General features: G+C 67.5%; 18 protein-coding genes. 13 read left to right on the top strand and 5 right to left on the bottom strand.

What is annotated here, in order from left to right:
* Positions 1-50 precede the first annotated feature (50 nt).
* The 4 genes from yegS to ABB25_RS10400 all read right to left on the bottom strand — a co-directional run bounded on the left by yegS (position 51) and on the right by ABB25_RS10400 (position 2,719).
* The gene (gene yegS, locus ABB25_RS10415) at positions 51-986 is read right to left on the bottom strand and encodes a lipid kinase YegS (protein WP_057666535.1); all 936 of its coding nucleotides are present in this window, start codon (positions 984-986) and stop codon (positions 51-53) included.
* 203 nt (positions 987-1,189) lie between these two features.
* Positions 1,190-1,708, bottom strand: a complete 519-nt coding sequence (locus ABB25_RS10410) for a GNAT family N-acetyltransferase (RefSeq protein ID WP_425477328.1) — start codon at positions 1,706-1,708, stop codon at positions 1,190-1,192.
* On the bottom strand, positions 1,701-2,375 hold the full coding sequence (gene rpe, locus ABB25_RS10405; RefSeq protein ID WP_057666532.1) for a ribulose-phosphate 3-epimerase: 675 nt from the start codon (positions 2,373-2,375) through the stop codon (positions 1,701-1,703). The genes ABB25_RS10410 and rpe overlap by 8 nt, the downstream gene beginning before the upstream one ends.
* Positions 2,376-2,386: 11 nt before the next feature.
* Positions 2,387-2,719: a J domain-containing protein gene (locus ABB25_RS10400; RefSeq protein ID WP_057666530.1), complete on the bottom strand. Its 333-nt coding sequence runs from the start codon at positions 2,717-2,719 to the stop codon at positions 2,387-2,389.
* A gap of 144 nt (positions 2,720-2,863) precedes the next feature.
* Between ABB25_RS10400 and ABB25_RS10395 the strand changes: the two genes are divergently transcribed.
* The 6 genes from ABB25_RS10395 (at position 2,864) to ABB25_RS10370 (ending at position 8,741) form a co-directional block, all read left to right on the top strand.
* Positions 2,864-3,790, top strand: a complete 927-nt coding sequence (locus tag ABB25_RS10395; protein ID WP_057666528.1) for a phosphoribosylaminoimidazolesuccinocarboxamide synthase — start codon at positions 2,864-2,866, stop codon at positions 3,788-3,790.
* A 175-nt stretch (positions 3,791-3,965) separates the two neighbouring features.
* Positions 3,966-5,036 carry a hypothetical protein gene (locus ABB25_RS10390; RefSeq protein ID WP_057666526.1) on the top strand — a complete coding sequence of 357 codons (1,071 nt, stop codon included), beginning with the start codon at positions 3,966-3,968 and terminating at the stop codon, positions 5,034-5,036.
* 137 nt (positions 5,037-5,173) lie between these two features.
* The gene (locus ABB25_RS10385; protein WP_057666523.1) at positions 5,174-5,647 is read left to right on the top strand and encodes a hypothetical protein; all 474 of its coding nucleotides are present in this window, start codon (positions 5,174-5,176) and stop codon (positions 5,645-5,647) included.
* Between the two features lie 19 nt (positions 5,648-5,666).
* Positions 5,667-6,227, top strand: coding sequence for a hypothetical protein (locus ABB25_RS10380; protein WP_152981179.1), 561 nt, complete (start codon positions 5,667-5,669; stop codon positions 6,225-6,227).
* Positions 6,228-6,308: 81 nt separating this feature from the next.
* Positions 6,309-8,177, top strand: a complete 1,869-nt coding sequence (locus ABB25_RS10375; protein WP_057666519.1) for a peptidoglycan-binding protein — start codon at positions 6,309-6,311, stop codon at positions 8,175-8,177.
* Between the two features lie 84 nt (positions 8,178-8,261).
* Positions 8,262-8,741: an Mpo1 family 2-hydroxy fatty acid dioxygenase gene (locus ABB25_RS10370; RefSeq protein ID WP_057666518.1), complete on the top strand. Its 480-nt coding sequence runs from the start codon at positions 8,262-8,264 to the stop codon at positions 8,739-8,741.
* On the opposite strand, the gene ABB25_RS10365 is transcribed toward ABB25_RS10370, so the two are convergent.
* Positions 8,735-9,622, bottom strand: coding sequence for an NAD-dependent epimerase/dehydratase family protein (locus ABB25_RS10365; protein WP_057666516.1), 888 nt, complete (start codon positions 9,620-9,622; stop codon positions 8,735-8,737). The two genes, ABB25_RS10370 and ABB25_RS10365, sit on opposite strands and share 7 nt — an antisense overlap.
* A gap of 65 nt (positions 9,623-9,687) precedes the next feature.
* Between ABB25_RS10365 and ABB25_RS10360 the strand changes: the two genes are divergently transcribed.
* The 7 genes from ABB25_RS10360 to ABB25_RS10330 all read left to right on the top strand — a co-directional run bounded on the left by ABB25_RS10360 (position 9,688) and on the right by ABB25_RS10330 (position 16,620).
* A complete protein-coding gene (locus ABB25_RS10360) occupies positions 9,688-10,608 on the top strand; it encodes a universal stress protein (RefSeq protein WP_160319432.1) in 921 nt (306 codons plus the stop codon).
* Between the two features lie 80 nt (positions 10,609-10,688).
* On the top strand, positions 10,689-13,520 hold the full coding sequence (locus ABB25_RS10355) for a monovalent cation/H+ antiporter subunit A (RefSeq protein WP_057666512.1): 2,832 nt from the start codon (positions 10,689-10,691) through the stop codon (positions 13,518-13,520).
* Positions 13,520-13,909, top strand: a complete 390-nt coding sequence (locus ABB25_RS10350; protein ID WP_057666510.1) for a Na+/H+ antiporter subunit C — start codon at positions 13,520-13,522, stop codon at positions 13,907-13,909. Before ABB25_RS10355 ends, ABB25_RS10350 begins: the two co-directional genes overlap by 1 nt.
* On the top strand, positions 13,906-15,447 hold the full coding sequence (locus ABB25_RS10345; protein ID WP_057666508.1) for a monovalent cation/H+ antiporter subunit D: 1,542 nt from the start codon (positions 13,906-13,908) through the stop codon (positions 15,445-15,447). Before ABB25_RS10350 ends, ABB25_RS10345 begins: the two co-directional genes overlap by 4 nt.
* Positions 15,444-15,950, top strand: a complete 507-nt coding sequence (locus ABB25_RS10340) for a Na+/H+ antiporter subunit E (protein ID WP_057666506.1) — start codon at positions 15,444-15,446, stop codon at positions 15,948-15,950. Before ABB25_RS10345 ends, ABB25_RS10340 begins: the two co-directional genes overlap by 4 nt.
* Positions 15,947-16,231, top strand: coding sequence for a K+/H+ antiporter subunit F (locus ABB25_RS10335; protein ID WP_057666505.1), 285 nt, complete (start codon positions 15,947-15,949; stop codon positions 16,229-16,231). The genes ABB25_RS10340 and ABB25_RS10335 overlap by 4 nt, the downstream gene beginning before the upstream one ends.
* Entirely contained in the window at positions 16,228-16,620 is a 393-nt protein-coding gene (locus ABB25_RS10330; protein ID WP_057666503.1) for a Na+/H+ antiporter subunit G, read from the top strand. The genes ABB25_RS10335 and ABB25_RS10330 overlap by 4 nt, the downstream gene beginning before the upstream one ends.
* Positions 16,621-16,623: the final 3 nt, after the last annotated feature.

The following is a 16,623-nucleotide window of genomic DNA, read 5'->3' as shown; positions in this document are numbered from 1 at the left end:
AAGCGCGAGGCCTTCGGCTACCCCACCGATGAAGCCGACATTCCGCTGCTTTAGGTTCTGCCGCGCAACAGGGCCGTATCGCCTGGCAGGTGCATACGTACACGCCCGGGCACGCAATCGATACGAAAATGCCGCGCCTGCATCGGCTCGCCATCCAGGTTCAGGGTCAACGGGCTGTCACTGTGGATTTCCACCCAGGGCAGCGAGGCCTGACGGGCAACCTCGGCCAGAAAACCGGCCTTGCCTGCACTGAGCAAGGTGCCCAGTGAGGCGATGGCTTCGCTGCCCAGTGGCGGCACGATGGTCAGTGCCAGCTGGCCGTCATCCAGCAGGGCGTGCGGACACAGCTGTTGCCCACCGCCGGCCTGGCGGCCGTTGCCCAGCCCGAGGGCAATGAAGTCACCCTGCCAGTCCAGCCCCGGCCCGGTGAAATGGGCGGTCTGCGGCTCGATGGTAGCCAGCTTGGTGACGCCGGTGATCAGGTAAGCCAGGCCGCCCAGCAGCTTTTTCATGCCTTCCGGCGTTTCCACCGTGACCTCGGTACCGAAGCCGCCGCTGGCCAGGTTGACGCACCAGTGCTCGGCCCCGTCGCCACGCAGGCGCAGCAGGTCGATCGGTTGCGGGGTGGATGCCGCAATCAGGCGCAACGCCGCTTCCGGCTCGATGGCAATGCCGGTGGCAGCGGCAAAGTCATTGGCGGTACCCAGCGGCAACAGCGCCAGCGCGGGCAAGGCATCGGCATCCTGGCCGCTCATCGCCATCGCTGCGGCGACCTCGCTCAGGGTGCCATCGCCGCCACCGGCAATGATCACCGCCACCCTGTCGGCAATGGCCTCGTGCACCAGGCGTTCCGCATCCCCGGCCTCCCAGGTGACCCGCACCTGCAGGGCCTGGCCCTGCTCGCGCATGGCCATCACCGCCTCGCGCACCGCTTCGTCACCACTGGTTTTGCCATTCAGGATCAAGCGCCACACCGCCTGGGTCATTACCGGGCTCCCGTTGCTGAGGGGCGCATCAAGCCAGAGCCGGGCTTCAGTGGCAGTGAAAACGGCCCATGCCGCTGCAACACCGCTGTCATCAACCACGCGGAGAATTGAAGGTCATAGCAGGGACGACGGACGGAAGCAGGATCAGCTTCCACTATTCGATGACGGCCTGCCGCGGCACTCTCCCCGCGGCAGGTCGTCGGTCAGCGGCCAGCGGCGAAGGTGCTCAATGCATCGCCGGTCAGGCGAAACACGGTCCACTCGCTCTGTGGACGCGCGCCCACCGATTCATAGAAGGCAATGGCCGGGGCATTCCAGTCCAGCACCGACCATTCCATCCGGCCACAACCCTGCGCGACCGCCAGCGCGGCCAGCTGGCGCAGGATCGCCTTGCCCACACCGCGCCCGCGCATCTCCGGGGTGACATACAGGTCTTCCAGGTACAGGCCGTTGCGGCCCAGCCAGGTGGAATAGCTGGCAAACCAGACCGCATAACCGACCGGCTCAGCGTCCAGCTCGGCGATCAGTGCCCTGGCGGTTGCGCCCTGGCCAAACAGGCTGGCAGCAATGCCATCCTGATCGGTGACCACGGCGTCCGGCTCCTTCTCGTAGACCGCCAGTTCGATGATGAAGCGCAGGATCAGGCCGGCATCGGCCGCAGTGGCCGGGCGCAGCACCAGCCCGGGCACGGCATCAACCGCGGTGGCACGCAACTCAGCCACGGGCAGCGGCCACATTGGCGCGCATCGCCTCGATCACCGCGCGGTAGTCGGGGGCATTGAAGATCGCCGAGCCGGCAACGAAGGCATCGGCACCGGCGGCGGCAATCGCCCCGATGTTGTCGGCCTTGACCCCGCCATCGACCTCCAGCCGGATGCTGCGGCCGGACGCATCGATCTTCCGGCGCACGGCCTTGAGTTTGTCCAGCGTGGACGGAATGAACGACTGGCCGCCGAAACCGGGGTTGACCGACATCAGCAGCACCAGGTCCAGCTCGTCGAGCACCCAGTCCAGTACATCGACCGGGGTGGCCGGGTTGAGCACCAGGCCGGCCTGGCAGCCGTGCGACTTGATCAGCTGGATCGTGCGGTGTACATGCCGGCTGGCCTCGGGGTGGAAGCTGATGATGCTGGCCCCGGCCTTGGCGAAATCAGGAATGATCCGGTCCACCGGCTCGACCATCAGGTGCACGTCGATCGGCGCGGTAACGCCGTGCTTGCGCAGCGCCTCGCAGACCATCGGGCCGATGGTCAGGTTGGGCACGTAATGGTTGTCCATCACGTCAAAGTGGACCCAGTCGGCACCGGCGGCCAGGACGTTGTCCACCTCCTCGCCGAGCTTGGCAAAGTTGGCCGACAGGATGGACGGGGCGATGATGCAGTGGGACATGGCGGGGCCCTTCAGCGCTGGCTGCGCAGTTGTTTGATGCGGTCATAGGCGGTGTTGATCTCACGCGCCTTCTTCTCTGCGGCCTGGCGCAGCTCCGGCGCGGCACCGGCGACTTTGTCCGGATGGTACTGGGAGATCAGCCGGCGGTAGGCGGTTTCCACTTCCGGATCGCTGGCCGCCGGGTCGACCCCGAGCACCCGGTAGGGGGCATTGCGGCCGACCCCGAACCAGTTGGCGTCGAAGGCATGGCCGATCAACAGGCCCAGCAATCCGCCAAACAGCGGATTGGGGCGGAACAGCAGCGCTCCGGCCACCGCTCCCAGCAACTTCCCGTACCAGCGCATCGCCCGCCCACCGTGTGCGTAAACAAGATCGACATTTTATCGCACAGCGACCCGTTCCCGCCGTACACTAGGCCGCCCGCCTCGCCGCGGGCCCCGATGGCCCCGGATGCAGGCATCACATTGCCATAAGCTCCAGGAGTGCCCGTGCCGACCACGTTGCTGCAATCCGATCTCCCCGGCCTGCCCTTGCGCCATCGCGGCAAGGTGCGTGATGTGTTTGATATCCCGCGCGAGCGTCTGCCGGCCGGCACCCCGCCGGGCGACTATCTGCTGATCGTGGCCACCGACCGCCTGTCGGCGTTCGACGTGGTGCTGCCGGACCCGATCCCGGGCAAGGGCGAGATGCTGTGCCAGGTGTCCAACTTCTGGTTTGAAAAGACCGCCCACCTGATGCCCAACCACCTGACCGGCATCCCGGTGGCCGCCGTGCTGCCCGAGGGCGTGGACGCGGCGCTGTACGAAAAGCGCGCCATCGTCACCAAGAAGCTCAAGCCGGTTCCGGTGGAGGCCATTGCCCGCGGTTACGTGATCGGCAGCGGCTGGAAGGACTACCAGCGCACCGGCAAGATCAGCGGCATCACCCTGCCCGATGGCCTGCAGCAGGCGCAGAAGCTGCCCGAGCCGATCTTCACCCCGTCGACCAAGGCCGCGGTAGGCGACCATGACGAGAACATCGACTTCGATGCGATGGTCAAGGCCGTCGGTGCCGACCTGGCCGAGAAGGTGCGCGACGCCACCCTGCGCATCTATGCCTTCGCCGCCGACTACGCCGCCCAGCGCGGCATCCTGCTGGCCGACACCAAGTTCGAGTTCGGCACCGATGCCGATGGCCGGCTGTACATCATGGACGAGATGCTGACCCCGGATTCCTCGCGCTACTGGCCGGCCGAGGAATACGCCGTGGGCATCAGCCCGCCCAGCTATGACAAGCAGTTCGTGCGCGATTACCTGGAAACCCTGGACTGGGACAAGACCGCACCGGGTCCGGCACTGCCGGCCGAGGTGATCGAACGCACCCGCGCCAAGTACGCCGAGGCGCTGGAAAAGCTGGCAGGCATCGTCATCGACTGACCCGATGCACCGCCGGTAGACACCCACAACGCCACGCATGACCTGCGTGGCGTTGTTGTATGCGGATCGCATGCAAAAAGTGCTGCCGCGCACACTTCCGGCCTCCTGCGGCAAAGACTCACAAAACTTGAAGGTCTTTTTGGTGGAATGACTGCCTGCCCCCAAGGAAGGCTCCATGTCCCCGTTCCGCTTGTCCTGCTGTCTGGCCCCCCTGACCCTGGCCCTGGCTGCCTGCCAACCCTCGCCGGCCCCGGTGGCGGACACCACGCCCACGGCCAGCGAACTGACAGCCGCCAGTTCCACCACAGGCCAGACCGATCTGAACGGGCTGATCGCACGTGCCGGCATCCGCTGCGACAGCAGCCCGGCCAGCGTCAACAGCGCCGACTGCCATGCCGGCAACGGCTATGCCATCGACCTGCACCCTGACTGCGCCGACGACGGTTTCTTTGCCGCCAGCCTGGGCCCGCAAGCCGTGCCGCTGGCCGCCCAGCCCGGGGCCGAGGCCAGTGGCCAGCTGCCCGGCAACCAGTTCGTGTGCATCCAGGCCACCGCGCGGCGTGCGCAGGCGCCGGATTACTACTACGTCCAGGCCATGGATCCGGCCCAAGTACCGGCCTGTGCGGGCGATGCCACCTGCCAGGCCTACCGGCCGGCCGCGGGCGCACGCTGCTCGCTCAGCCAGCCGCAGGGCTGCGTCAGCGGCTGGGTACCGGCCGATACGCTGGAGGTGTTCAGCAATGGCATCGGCGCCGCCCTGCCCGACGACAGCCCGCTGCAGGCAGCCGATTCCGCTTGGCAGGTACGGGATACCGTGCGCAGTGGCGATGGCCGCTTCCAGCTGCAGATACTGGCCCGGCCGGATGACCCACAGGCACCGCGCAGCGTGCGCCTGCAGACCGTGCAGGACGATGGCAGGGTGCATGAGCTGGCCCGCAACGACCGCCTGGTGCCGTGCGAACGTTGCGGTGGCTTGGCCGGCGATCCGTATGCCTACAGCCGCTTCGACGATGACGGGCTGGAGATCGTCATCGGCGGCGGCTCGCGCCAACGCTGGAGCAGCCACACCCGCTGGCGCCGCCCCACGCACGGACAGCAATGGATGCTGGAATGGGTGCAGCGCGAGGTGGTGGATACCCAGACCGGGCAACAGCGCAGCCAGAAACTGGCGGCCTTCGCGCTGGGCAGCCCTCACCTGGCAGATTTCGACCCCTCCACACTGCCACCGGCACCGCTACTGCCCTGAGCCACCGCCCCGCTGTGATGGCCATCACGGGCAGGCCGTGACCCCTCTCAAGACTGACACTTTGTGTCACTTTTGTACCTGACCGGCTGCGTTACAGTGCGCGGCCTCCACCCGTCATCCGTTGCGAGAACCGTTTGATGATCCGCACCCTTGCCCCATGGCCGGCCCTGGTTGCCCTGCTGCTGGCCGCCTGCTCGGCCGATGCGCCGCCAGCCCGGACCACCGCCCCGACCGCAGCCAGTCCAAGCGCAGCCGTCGCGGCCGTGCAATGCCCGGACAGCAGCTTCGAGCAGTTCCTGGAGCGTTTTTCCAGCCAGATCAGCGTGCAGGAAACGGCCACCGCCGACCCGCTGCTGACCAGCCAGGTCAATCCCGATGCCCAGCCCGAACCGGTGGTGGAAACCCGCTCGGTCCCGCTGGCCGAGGTGACCTGGCCGGTCATGCCGGACCTGCGCCAGGCCCGCCGTGCCGGGCGTGAGGTGCAGATCCACGGGGAAGAAGACACCCGCGTGGTCACCGTGCGTACCCCCGACACCAGCGACCAGCAGCGCTACCACTTCCAGCGCCAGCCCTGCTGGACCCTGGTCAAGCGGGAAGACCAGTCCATCTGACCCCGGAGCGGGAGCCTGAATGAAACACCGGATGATCCACCTCGCCCGCATCGCCACCCTCGGCGCGGCAGTGAGCCTGTCTGCCTGTGGCAGCACCGAACCCCCGGCGACACCGTCGCCATCCACCACCACCGGCGGCAACGCCCCTGCTGTTGACCACACCCAGATGACTGTTGAACCAGACACCGCCAGTGCCTTGAGCCTGCGCTGCGGCAACGCCGTGGCCGACCTGCACAGCACCGGCCCGACCAGTACCCAGGCCTCCTTCACCCTGCCGGGCGAACCGACGCGTGCGCTGGCCATCCCCGAGGCGCTGGCCGGGTACAGCGCGCTGGGCCTGGGCTGCACCACCGCCGCCGACGGCACGTCCTTCCTGGTGGTGCAGTACGGCGAGCTGCCCTACGGCTGCCAGTTCTGCGAGTGGTACGCGCTGTATGACAGCCAGGGCCAGCTGCTGACCCAGAACACCCCGGCCCTGCTGGGTGAAGGCGAGGACCGCCAGCCCAACAACCAGCAATACGAAACGCTGCTGGCCCGCCACGGGCTGCAGCACCCGGCAATGGAATTTGCCGGCCAATGAACTACCGGCCAGCGGCCGGACGCAGTACATGGAGCAGTACCCAGCAAGGAAGACCCTGTCTCATAGAATGGAGAGCACCCGATGAGTGGTCCGATTTACCAGGAAATGATCCAGCCCAAGGGGGCTGGCTACAGAAGTGACAGCATCAAACCCTACAGCCATTACCGCGAACCGGTGGAAGACGCCCCGGGCCGGCTGGCCGGCAACTCGCGGATCTGGGGCGATGCCTCGGCGCAGGTCCAGTCCCGTGTGGTCGACATCCTGATCGAAGCGGCGCGCGACAAGGGCCTGAACACCCGTGAGACCGCGCATGTGCTGGCCATCGCACGGGTCGAATCAGGCTTCAATCCCGATGCCGCCGCCGGCACGACCTCGGCGGCCGGGCTGGGCCAGTTCATCGATGGCACCGGCCGTCATTACGGCCTGGGCAGCAACCGCTTTGATGCCCAAGCCGGGGCCCGCGCCCTGGTCGAGCATTTCATCGACAACCGTGACCTGGCACGCGCACGCGGCCAGGGCGAGGCCTACATCTACAAGTACCACCACGATGGCCCGAGCCGGGACTACGGCGGCCTGGGCCTGGCCACCAGCAAGGTGCTGCCGTTCGTGGACAAGTACGAGCAGCTGTTGCTGCAGCAGAAGATCGGCGCCCCGGACCGTGCCGGCCAGGACATCGGCGTCGGTGTTCCGACTCCGACCCCCTCGCAGCCGCGCACGGCGGGTTTCCAGGCCGCCATGCAGCAGATGATGCCGCCGCAGGCCGGGGTCAAACCGCACATCACCGGCCAGTACGGCGAGGATCGCGGCAGCAAGAACCACGGCGGGGTGGATTTCAACTACGTCGGTGGCCAGAGCGGGCGCAACCTGCAGCATCCGGTAGTCAATTCACCGGTCGATGGACGTATCGCCTTCTCCGGTGGCGCCTATGGCACGGTGAAGATCATCGATGCCCAGGGCAACTCGCATGAACTGCTGCACCTGCACAGCCGCAGCGTCAAGGAAGGCGACAGCGTGCGTGCCGGCCAGCCGATCGGCACCATGGGTGGGCGTGGCCCGGAAGGCCCCAACCAGTACGCCCAGCATGTGCATTACCAGCTGCGCAACCCGGCCGGCACCATCATCGACCCGGTGTCGTTCTGGAACGGCCGCCAGGTCAGCGTCGGCGGCGATGCCATGCCCTCCCTGGATACCCGTGGCATGCAGGAAAAGCTTGCCGCTCTGGGCTACACCGGCCTGCAGGGCAGACCGTTGCAGGTCGACGGCATCGCCGGCGCCAACACCACCCATGCCGTGCGTGCCTTCCAGAAGGACCACGGGCTGGAGATTGACGGGATTGCCGGCCCGGCCACGCTGGGCGCACTGGCCAGCCAGAAGGCCTTGCCACAGCAGGGCAGTATCGGCCCGGCCGTGCAGACCCTGCAGGCCCAGCTCAACCAGCTCGGGGTGACCGATGCCCGCGGCCGCCCGTTGTCGGTGGACGGCAGCTTCGGCAACAGCACCGGGCAGGCGGTGGAGGCGTTCCAGAAGGCCAACAACCTCACGCCCGATGGCGTGGTCGGGCCACAGACCCGCCAGGCGCTGGACGCGGCCCTCGGCCGCGAGCTGAAGCCGGCCCAGGCCCAGCCGGCGGCGGCTGCACCGTCGGTGCAGGAGATGCCGCTGTTCCAGAAGCTCAAGGGCTGCCTGCCTGACGGGCTGTCGGCGGAAAAGATCGCCCAGGCGGCGACCTGCGCCTGGAAGGCCGGCATCGATGCACCGGACAAGGTGCAGCAGGTCCATGTCAACGGCTCCACCGCGCATGTGATCGGCACCACACCCGGTTTCCGCGCCAGTGTCGACCTGGCCGGCAATGCACCGTCGCTGCAGGACAGCAGCCAGCAACTGCAGGTGCTGACGCAGCAGCAGGAGCAGCAGCACAGCCGGCAGGCGTCTGCGGCCATGAGCGTCTAAAGGCAGGCGCTGACCACGCTGCCATGCAGCGTGGTCAGCAGCTGTGGTTGCCATTACCCTGATACCCCTGTCCGGGAGGCACCCATGTTCCAACCCCTGTCCGCGCGTCTGGCCCAGCTGTTTGCCCGCTACAGCGACGATCATCGCCACCGCACCAACCAGGCCATCCACGTGGTGGCGGTTCCGGCCATTGCCTGGTCGGTGATTGCCCTGCTCTGGTGCCTGCCGCCGTTGATCACCTGGTTCAAACCGGGGGTGTGGTCGGCGCTGGCGATGTTTGCCGCCTGGTGCTGGTACAACCGGCAATCGCGCGCACTGGGCTACGGCATGCTGGCCGCATTCTTCCTGGCGGCGATGCTGTGCCGGCTGGTCGAACAGCATTACGGCCTGCGCGTGCTTGGCCAGGCTGCGGTCGCGGTCTTCGTGCTGGGCTGGGCCGCCCAGTTCATCGGCCACCGGCTGGAAGGCCGCCGCCCGAGTTTTCTCACCGACCTGGTCTATCTGCTGGTGGGCCCTGCCTGGGTGATGGCCAAGGCCTACCGCCAGATGGGCTGGCGTTACTGAGTCAACCCCAACTCGGCAGGCGTGGGTGAAAAACCACGCGGTGCGTAGCCGAAATCGCGCCGTGCCGGCTCGATATCGAACACCAGGTCCTGCGCCATCCGCGCCTGCACGGCCGACCCGAACCCGTGTAGAAGACCGCTGCGCCGGGCCAGCACCACCAGTGCACGGAACAGCCAGTCCGGCACCGGCAACAGGCGTGGCCGGCGTGGCAAGGCCAGCAGGACCCGCTGCACCATTTGCCAGTAGCTCAGCACCTGACCGCCCGCCAGCGCATAGTTCTGGCCATGGGCGGCGCGGCAGTCCAGCACCGCCAGCGCGGCAGCGGCCAGGTCATCCACGTGCACTGGCTGACGGGCGCCCTGGGCGCTGCGCGGCAATACGAACCACCCCCAGTGCCGGGCCAGGGCGGCGATCCGGCTCAGGCTGCGGTCCATGCCCGCACCCCAGACCAGTGTTGGCCGCAGGATCGTGGCATCTGCCTGCTGGTCACGGGCATGGGCGAACACGGCGTGCTCGGCGCTGGCCAGGCGAACGGCCAGGTCACGCTCGGCCGGATCAGGCGAAGTGTGCTTGACCAGCACGCTGGTCGAGCTGAATGCAATCACCCGGACACCCACCAGGGCATGGCGCTGATACCAGCGCGCGAAGGCATCCAGCGGGCCGCAACTGAACACCACGTCGGGCCTGGCCGGCAATGGCGGCGGATTGTCCAGATCACCCTGCAGCCACTGCAACGCGGCCGTGTCTTGACGCGCCTGGCGCGAAACCGCATGCACCTGCCAGCCCGCGGCGAGCAGGCGCTGCAGCAGGGCCGCGCCGATCTGCCCGCTGGCACCGAAGACCACGGCCGAGCGTGCAGGGGAGTTGGTGGAGATGTGCATGCAATCAGCATAGCCTGCGCGCGCTGGCTAGACTGATGCGGTTACTCAAGCCTGCAGGAAGCGACATGACCGCCCTTTCCCCCCTGCCGCCACGTGCGGTATTGCTCGCCACCGACCTGAGCTCGCGCTGTGACCGTGCCCTGGACCGGGCCATCGGCCTGGCACGGCAGTGGCAGGCACGCCTGGTCGTGGTCAGCGTGTTGCCGCCGCTGGAACAGCACGAGCTCAGCGAAGAACTGTTTGGCCAGGCCGACTGGGGACCATCGCTGTCGCCGCAGGCGTATGCGCAGCGCCGCCTGCAGCGTGACCTGGACGGGCGCGCTGACGGTATCGAGGTGGCGCTGCGGCTGCAACAGGGTCCGGTCGGGCCGGGCATCATCCAGGTGGCGGCCGAAGAGGACTGTGGCCTGATCCTGACCGGGCTGGCGCGGGATGCGATTTTCGAGCAGCCGCGACTGGGTTCCACCGTGCTCTGGCTGGCACGCCACAGCCCGGTGCCGGTGCTGCTGGTACGCAACCGCCAGCACAACGATTACCGCACGATGGTCCTGGCCAACGACCACTCCGCCCACAGCCAACGCGCCCTGGAAACCGCCCTGGGCTTGTTTGGCGAGCCGTTGCAGCTGAGTCTGGTGCATGCCCTGGAACTGCCGCGCGCGGGGCTGCTCACCACACCGCGTGACCGCCTGGAAGAACAGGCGCGGCGCAGCGCCAATGCCCTGGGCCGGGAGTTCCTGGCCGCCTGCCAGCTCAGCGACGACCTGCGCCAGCGCATTCAGTTGATCAGCGATGACGGTGAACCCGCGCGCGTGGTCAGCCGCTATGTGCGCGACCACGACAGCGACCTGATGGTGGTCGGCGCACATGGACGCAGTGCACTGTCCACGCTGCTGCTGGGCAGCAATGCACAACGCCTGCTGGGAGCAGCGCAAACCGATACCTTGCTGGTGCGAGGGGATCCGCTGCGTGGCAATAAAGATGAATAAATCATTAAAAAAAGGCTGTCGTCGAGTAAAAACAGACTGTTAGACTGATCGGCCTGCCAGCGGATCGACGTACTCCCTGCATGCCGTCCTTGTTATTGCTGCTGTTGCTGCTGCCCTTTCTCGCCGCCACCGGCCTGGCCGCGTGGCCACGGATCTCGCGTCATCACGCCGGTTGGCTGGCGTTGTCGGCCCCGCTTGCCGGCCTGCTGGTGCTGGCGCTGCTGACCCCGGCGGTGTTTGCCGGCCAGGTGCACCGGATCAGCTACCCCTGGGTGGAATCCCTCGGCCTGGCCGTGACCCTGCGCATGGACGGACTGGCCTGGCTGTTCGCCGCGCTGGTGCTGGGCATCGGCGCGCTGGTGGTGCAGTACGCCCGCCATTACCTGTCCGCGCAGGACAACGCGCAGCGCTTTTTCTGCTACCTGATGCTGTTCATGGGCGCCATGCTGGGCATGGTGATCTCCGGCAACCTGCTGCTGCTGATGGTGCTGTGGGAACTGACCTCGATCAGCTCGTTCCTGCTGATCGGCTTCTGGTCGCACCGCAAGGACGCGCGTGAAGGCGCGCGGATGGCATTGATCATCACCGGCGGTGGTGGCCTGGCCCTGCTGGCCGGGGTGCTGCTGATCGGCCGCATCGTCGGCAGCTTTGATCTGGATGCGGTGCTGGCCGCGGGCGATACGATCCGCGCCAGTGCGCTGTACCCGTATGCACTGGTGCTGGTGCTGCTGGGCATCTTCACCAAGAGCGCGCAGTTCCCGTTCCACTTCTGGCTGCCGCATGCAATGGCCGCGCCGACCCCGGTCTCGGCCTACCTGCACTCGGCCACGATGGTGAAGGCCGGCGTGTTCCTGCTGGCCCGGCTGCACCCGGCCCTGGCCGGCAGCGAGCTGTTCACCTGGGTGGTGTGCTCGGTCGGCGCCACCACCCTGCTGATCGGCGCGGTCAATGCGCTGCTGCAGCATGACCTCAAGGGCGTACTGGCCTATTCGACCATCTCCCACCTCGGCCTGATCACCCTGCTGTTCGGGCTGTCGGCACCGATGGCGGTGGTGGCCGGGGTGTTCCACATCCTCAACCACGCCACCTTCAAGGCCTCGCTGTTCATGGCCGCCGGCATTGTCGACCACGAAACCCACACCCGCGACCTGCGCCGCCTCGGCGGGCTCAAGGCGCTGATGCCGGTGACCGCGCTGCTGACCGTGGTCGGCTCGCTGGCGATGGCCGGTTTCCCGCTGCTCAACGGCTTTTTGTCCAAGGAAATGCTGCTGGCCGAGGTGCTGCTCGCGCCCGGCCCGGCCGGGTTCCGCAGCGCGCTGATCGTAGCCGCCGGCCTGGCCGGACTGCTCGGTGCGGCCTACAGCCTGCGCCTGGTCTACGAGACCTTCTTCGGCACCGGCCCGCGCCAGGTCGACGCTCATCCGCACGACCCGCCGGCGGGGATGTGGGCCCCGGTGGCGCTGCTGGTCGCGCTGTGCCTGGCGGTGGGCATCGCCCCGGCGCTGGTCGCCGGCCCGACCCTGCACACCGCCGCCGGCGCCATCCTCGGCACGGCCCAGCCGGACTACCAGCTGGCGTTGTGGCACGGCATCAATACCCCGCTGCTGATCAGCCTGGGCGGCATCGCCGGTGGCATCGCGCTGTATGCCGGCCTGCGCCGCTGGGCAGGCATCCATCGCCATGACCCGCGCTCGCAGGGCAAGGCCCTGTTCGATCGCCTGCTGCTGGCCCTGTTCACCCTGACCCACCGCAGCACCCAGTGGCTGGCCAACGGCAGCCTGCAGCGCATGCTCGCCGCCCTGTTCGTGGTCGCCATCGCCGCCGCTGCCGCGCCGTGGCTGGGCGCCGACGTCGTCCGCCCGCACTGGCCGGCACCGCAGCCGTTGCCGTTGCTGGGCTGGGCGTTGTGGCTGGTGATGATCGCCTGCGCGCTGGCCGGGCTGTTCCTGTACCGCCAGCGCCTGCTGGCGGTGCTGGTGATCGGTGGCAGCGGGCTGATGGTGAGCATGGTGTTCGTGTTCCTGTCCGCCCCGGACCTGGCCCTGACCCAGCTGATGGTGGAAATGGTCACCCTGGTGCTGATGCTGCTGGCGCTGAACTACCTGCCGGCTACCTCGCCGGGCGAGCGTTCGCGCTGGAAAGTCCGCCGCGATGCGGTCATTGCCATTGCCGGTGGTGCCGGCATGGCGGCGCTGGCCTACACCGCAATGACCCTGCCGCCGAACACCATCTCCGGTGAGATGCTTGCCCGCTCGTTGCCCGAGGCCTATGGCAGCAACGTGGTCAACGTGATCCTGGTGGACTTCCGCGGTTTTGATACCTTCGGCGAGATCGCCGTGTTCGGTATCGCCGCACTGGTGGTGCATGCGCTGCTGCGGCGCACCCGGATGGCACCGGAGCAGATCATGCCCGGCCCGCCGCTGCAGCTGCCGGTACCGGCCGACCTGGCCCAGATCATGTTCCCGCTGACCCTGACCGTGTCGATCTTCCTGTTCATGCGCGGCCACAACGCGCCGGGCGGCGGCTTCATCGCCGGCCTGGTGCTGGCGGTACCGCTGCTGATCCAGTACGTGATCCAGGGCACCGCCTCGGTGGAATCGCGCTTTGGCTTTGACTACGTGCGCTGCATCGGCGTGGGCCTGTTGATTGCCATCCTCTCCGGCATGGCGTCGATGCTGTTCGGGGTGCCGTTCCTGACCTCCGGGCATGCCGACCTGGAGCTGCCGCTGATCGGCCATGTCCCGCTGGCCAGCGCGATGGGCTTTGATACCGGCGTCTACCTGGTGGTGTTCGGCGGGGTGATGCTGATCCTGTCGATGATGGGCACGATCAAGCCCTCGCGTACCCATATCGCCCGCCACGGGCAGATCGATCCCACCCGCCGTTCGGCCCGTACCGGGGAGATGCACTGATGGAACTGGCCCTGGCAAGCGCGATCGGCGTACTGGCTGCGATCGGCATCTACCTGTGCCTGCGCGCGCGCAGCTTTGACGTCATCCTCGGCATGACCTTCCTGTCCTATGCCACCAACCTGCTGATCTTCGCCGGTGGCCGCCTGGTCTCTGGCAAGGCCCCGGTGCTGCGTGAGGGCGTTGAAACCAGCGCCGCGAACTACACCGACCCGTTGCCGCAGGCACTGGTGCTGACCGCGATCGTGATTGCCTTTGCGATGACCGCCGTGTCCATCGTGCTGGCGATGCGCAGCCGCGCCGACAACCATTCCGACCATGTCGATGCGCATGAGCCGGACGTGCCCAGCCCGCGCAACCAGGCGGTCAGCGATGCGGAGGAGCAGGCATGAACCACCTGCCGATCCTGCCGATCCTGATCCCGCTGATCGGTGGTGCGCTGTCGCTGTTTGTCGAACACCGCCGGCACGGCCCGGTGGTCCAGCGCAGCGTTGCCTGGGCCGCGATGGCGGCACTGGCCATTGCCGTGGGCCTGCTGGCGGTGCGGACCGCCGATGGCAGCATCAGTGCCTACCTGCTCGGTGACTGGCCGGCCCGCCTCGGCATCGTGCTGGTGGCCGATGCGCTGGCCAGCTGGATGCTGGTCACCACCCTGCTGCTGGCCGCAGGCTGCCTGCTACATGCCTGCGCTGGCTGGGACCGGCGCGCGCCGCATTTCCATGCCCTGTTCCAGTTCCAGCTGGCCGGCATCAACGGCGCCTTCCTGACCGGCGACATCTTCAACCTGTTCGTGTTCTTCGAGGTGATGCTGATCGCCTCCTACGGCCTGCTGCTCTCCGGCGGACGTGGCCTGCGCATGCGCATCGGCCTGCACTACGTGGTGTTCAATGTCAGTGCCTCGACCGTGTTCCTGATCGCGCTGGGCCTGCTCTACGCGGTGGCCGGCTCGCTCAACATGGCCGAGCTGGGGCCGCGCCTGGCCGCCTTGCCGCCCGACCACCAGGCCCTGGCCGGCAGCGCGCTGGCGCTGCTGCTGCTGGTGTTCTGCGCCAAGGCCGCGCTCGGCCCGCTGTACCTGTGGCTGCCGGAGGCCTATACCCGGGCCCCGGCGGCGGTGGCAGCACTGTTTGCGATCATGACCAAGATCGGCCTGTATGCGGTGCTGCGCATTTCCAGCCTGTGGTTCGGTGCGCAGGCCGGCGTGTTTGCCGGCTTTGCCCAGGACGTGCTGCTGTGGGCCGGCATCGCCACGGTGGTGCTTGCCGCCTTCGGCGTGCTCGGCTCCACCCGGCTGCGGATGATGATTTCCTACCTGGTGATCCTGTCGGCGGCGACGCTGTTCATCGCCTTTGCACTGGGCCAGCCAGGCACCCTGGCGGCCGGGCTGTATTACCTGGCGCATTCGAGCTTTGTCGCTGCCGCGCTGTTCCTGGTCGCCGACCTGATCCGGCGCCGGCGTGGCCGCGCCAGCGACCACAAGGACGTGATCGCGCCGCTGCCGGGCAAATCGGTACCCGGGCTGCTGTTCCTGGTTGCCGCCGTCTCCATTGCCGGGCTGCCGCCGCTGTCCGGCTTCCTGGCCAAGGCCGCGCTGCTGGCCGCGGTGCCACCGGCGTGGACCGCCTGGGTCTGGGCCACGATCCTGGGCAGCAGCCTGCTGGTGATCATCGGCCTGACCCGCGCCGGCATCCGCCTGTTCTGGCGCGTGCCCGGTGACGAGGACCACGTGCCGCACCCCAACCCGAGCGCGGCCCCGGCCCGTCCGACCGAGACCGTGGCCACCGTGCTGCTGCTGGCGCTGGGCGTGGGCATGAGCGTGTTTGCCGGCCCGCTGATGCGCCATACCGAGGCCATTGCCACGCAACTGCTCGACCCGGCGCAGTATGTCGAGCAGGTCCGTACCACCCCGACCCAGCTGCGTGCCCCATGAACCGACCGCCCCGCCTGCTGCACCGCATGTTCCCGTCCTGGACGCTGACACTGACCGTGCTGGCCTTCTGGCTGATGCTGGCCGACAGCTTCACTGTCGGGCAGTTCCTGTTCGGCGCCCTGCTGGGCGTGATCATCCCGTTGTTTGCCGCACGCATCGACCGCGAATTTGCCCGTATCGGCAAGCTGCGGGTGATTCCGGGGCTGTTGCTCACCGTGCTCTGGGACATCCTGCTGTGCAACCTGCGCGTGGCCGGCCAGGTGCTGGGCAAGGAAGAGAAGCTGCACTCCGGTTTCATCTGGATGCCGCTGGAGATCAACAACATCCACGGCATTGCCGCGCTGACCAGCATGATCACCCTGACCCCCGGCACGGTGTCGGTGGCGCTGTCCGATGACCGCCGCCACCTGCTGATCCACGTGCTGCACATCGAGGACGAGGCGCAGCTGGTGGCCGATATCAAATCCCGCTACGAAAAGCGTTTGATGGAGCTGTTCCCATGAATGCCGCCCTGATCATCGAAACCACCATCGTGGTCTGCATGCACGCCGTCGGCGTGGCCATGCTGCTGGCGCTGTGGCGCCTGCTGCGCGGCCCCAGCGTTCCCGACCGCATCCTGGCGCTGGATACGCTGTCGGTGACCGCCATTGCACTGCTGATGCTGTTCGGCATGCACCTGGATTCGCCGATCTACTTCGAGGCCGCACTGGTGCTGGCAATGCTCGGCTTCTGCTCCACCGTCGTACTGTCCAAGTACGTGCTGCGCCGGGACATCGTCGAATGAGCAGCCAGGACCTGTTCAAGCTGCTGCTCTCGGGCCTGCTGCTGTTCGGCACCTTCTTCATCGTCATCGGCGCCTTCGGCCTGGTGAAGCTGGATGACTTCTTCCGCCGCCTGCATGCCCCGACCAAGGCCTCGACCCTGGGCGTGGGCTGCATCCTGGCCGTGTCGGTGAGCTATCACCTGGTGCTGGGCGAGGACCCGCAGCCACGCGAGCTGCTGATCACGGTGTTCCTGTTCATCACCGCACCGGTGAGTGCGCACCTGATGGCCAAGGCCGCGCTGTCGCTGATGCTGGACAAGCGGCCACTGCCGCCGGCTACGGATCCCAACCAGGAACAGTGCACGCTGCCGCCGCCTGCGTCGCACGCGGAGAAGAAGGACCGCTGCTGAGCG

The sequence above is a fragment of the Stenotrophomonas koreensis genome, from assembly GCF_001431525.1.
Classification (GTDB): domain Bacteria; phylum Pseudomonadota; class Gammaproteobacteria; order Xanthomonadales; family Xanthomonadaceae; genus Stenotrophomonas; species Stenotrophomonas koreensis.
This window is presented reverse-complemented; position numbering and strand designations above follow the sequence as displayed.

Bases quoted from the DNA above. Each gene is read 5' to 3' on its own strand.
- yegS (WP_057666535.1), bottom strand. From the start codon at position 986: ATGACCCAGGCGGTGTGGCGCTTGATCCTGAATGGCAAAACCAGTGGT.
- rpe (WP_057666532.1), bottom strand. From the start codon at position 2,375: ATGTCCCACTGCATCATCGCCCCGTCCATCCTGTCGGCCAACTTTGCC.
- ABB25_RS10400 (WP_057666530.1), bottom strand. From the start codon at position 2,719: ATGCGCTGGTACGGGAAGTTGCTGGGAGCGGTGGCCGGAGCGCTGCTG.
- ABB25_RS10390 (WP_057666526.1), top strand. From the start codon at position 3,966: ATGTCCCCGTTCCGCTTGTCCTGCTGTCTGGCCCCCCTGACCCTGGCC.
- ABB25_RS10385 (WP_057666523.1), top strand. From the start codon at position 5,174: ATGATCCGCACCCTTGCCCCATGGCCGGCCCTGGTTGCCCTGCTGCTG.
- ABB25_RS10380 (WP_152981179.1), top strand. From the start codon at position 5,667: ATGAAACACCGGATGATCCACCTCGCCCGCATCGCCACCCTCGGCGCG.
- ABB25_RS10375 (WP_057666519.1), top strand. From the start codon at position 6,309: ATGAGTGGTCCGATTTACCAGGAAATGATCCAGCCCAAGGGGGCTGGC.
- ABB25_RS10370 (WP_057666518.1), top strand. From the start codon at position 8,262: ATGTTCCAACCCCTGTCCGCGCGTCTGGCCCAGCTGTTTGCCCGCTAC.
- ABB25_RS10365 (WP_057666516.1), bottom strand. From the start codon at position 9,622: ATGCACATCTCCACCAACTCCCCTGCACGCTCGGCCGTGGTCTTCGGT.
- ABB25_RS10360 (WP_160319432.1), top strand. From the start codon at position 9,688: ATGACCGCCCTTTCCCCCCTGCCGCCACGTGCGGTATTGCTCGCCACC.
- ABB25_RS10355 (WP_057666512.1), top strand. From the start codon at position 10,689: ATGCCGTCCTTGTTATTGCTGCTGTTGCTGCTGCCCTTTCTCGCCGCC.
- ABB25_RS10350 (WP_057666510.1), top strand. From the start codon at position 13,520: ATGGAACTGGCCCTGGCAAGCGCGATCGGCGTACTGGCTGCGATCGGC.
- ABB25_RS10345 (WP_057666508.1), top strand. From the start codon at position 13,906: ATGAACCACCTGCCGATCCTGCCGATCCTGATCCCGCTGATCGGTGGT.
- ABB25_RS10340 (WP_057666506.1), top strand. From the start codon at position 15,444: ATGAACCGACCGCCCCGCCTGCTGCACCGCATGTTCCCGTCCTGGACG.
- ABB25_RS10335 (WP_057666505.1), top strand. From the start codon at position 15,947: ATGAATGCCGCCCTGATCATCGAAACCACCATCGTGGTCTGCATGCAC.
- ABB25_RS10330 (WP_057666503.1), top strand. From the start codon at position 16,228: ATGAGCAGCCAGGACCTGTTCAAGCTGCTGCTCTCGGGCCTGCTGCTG.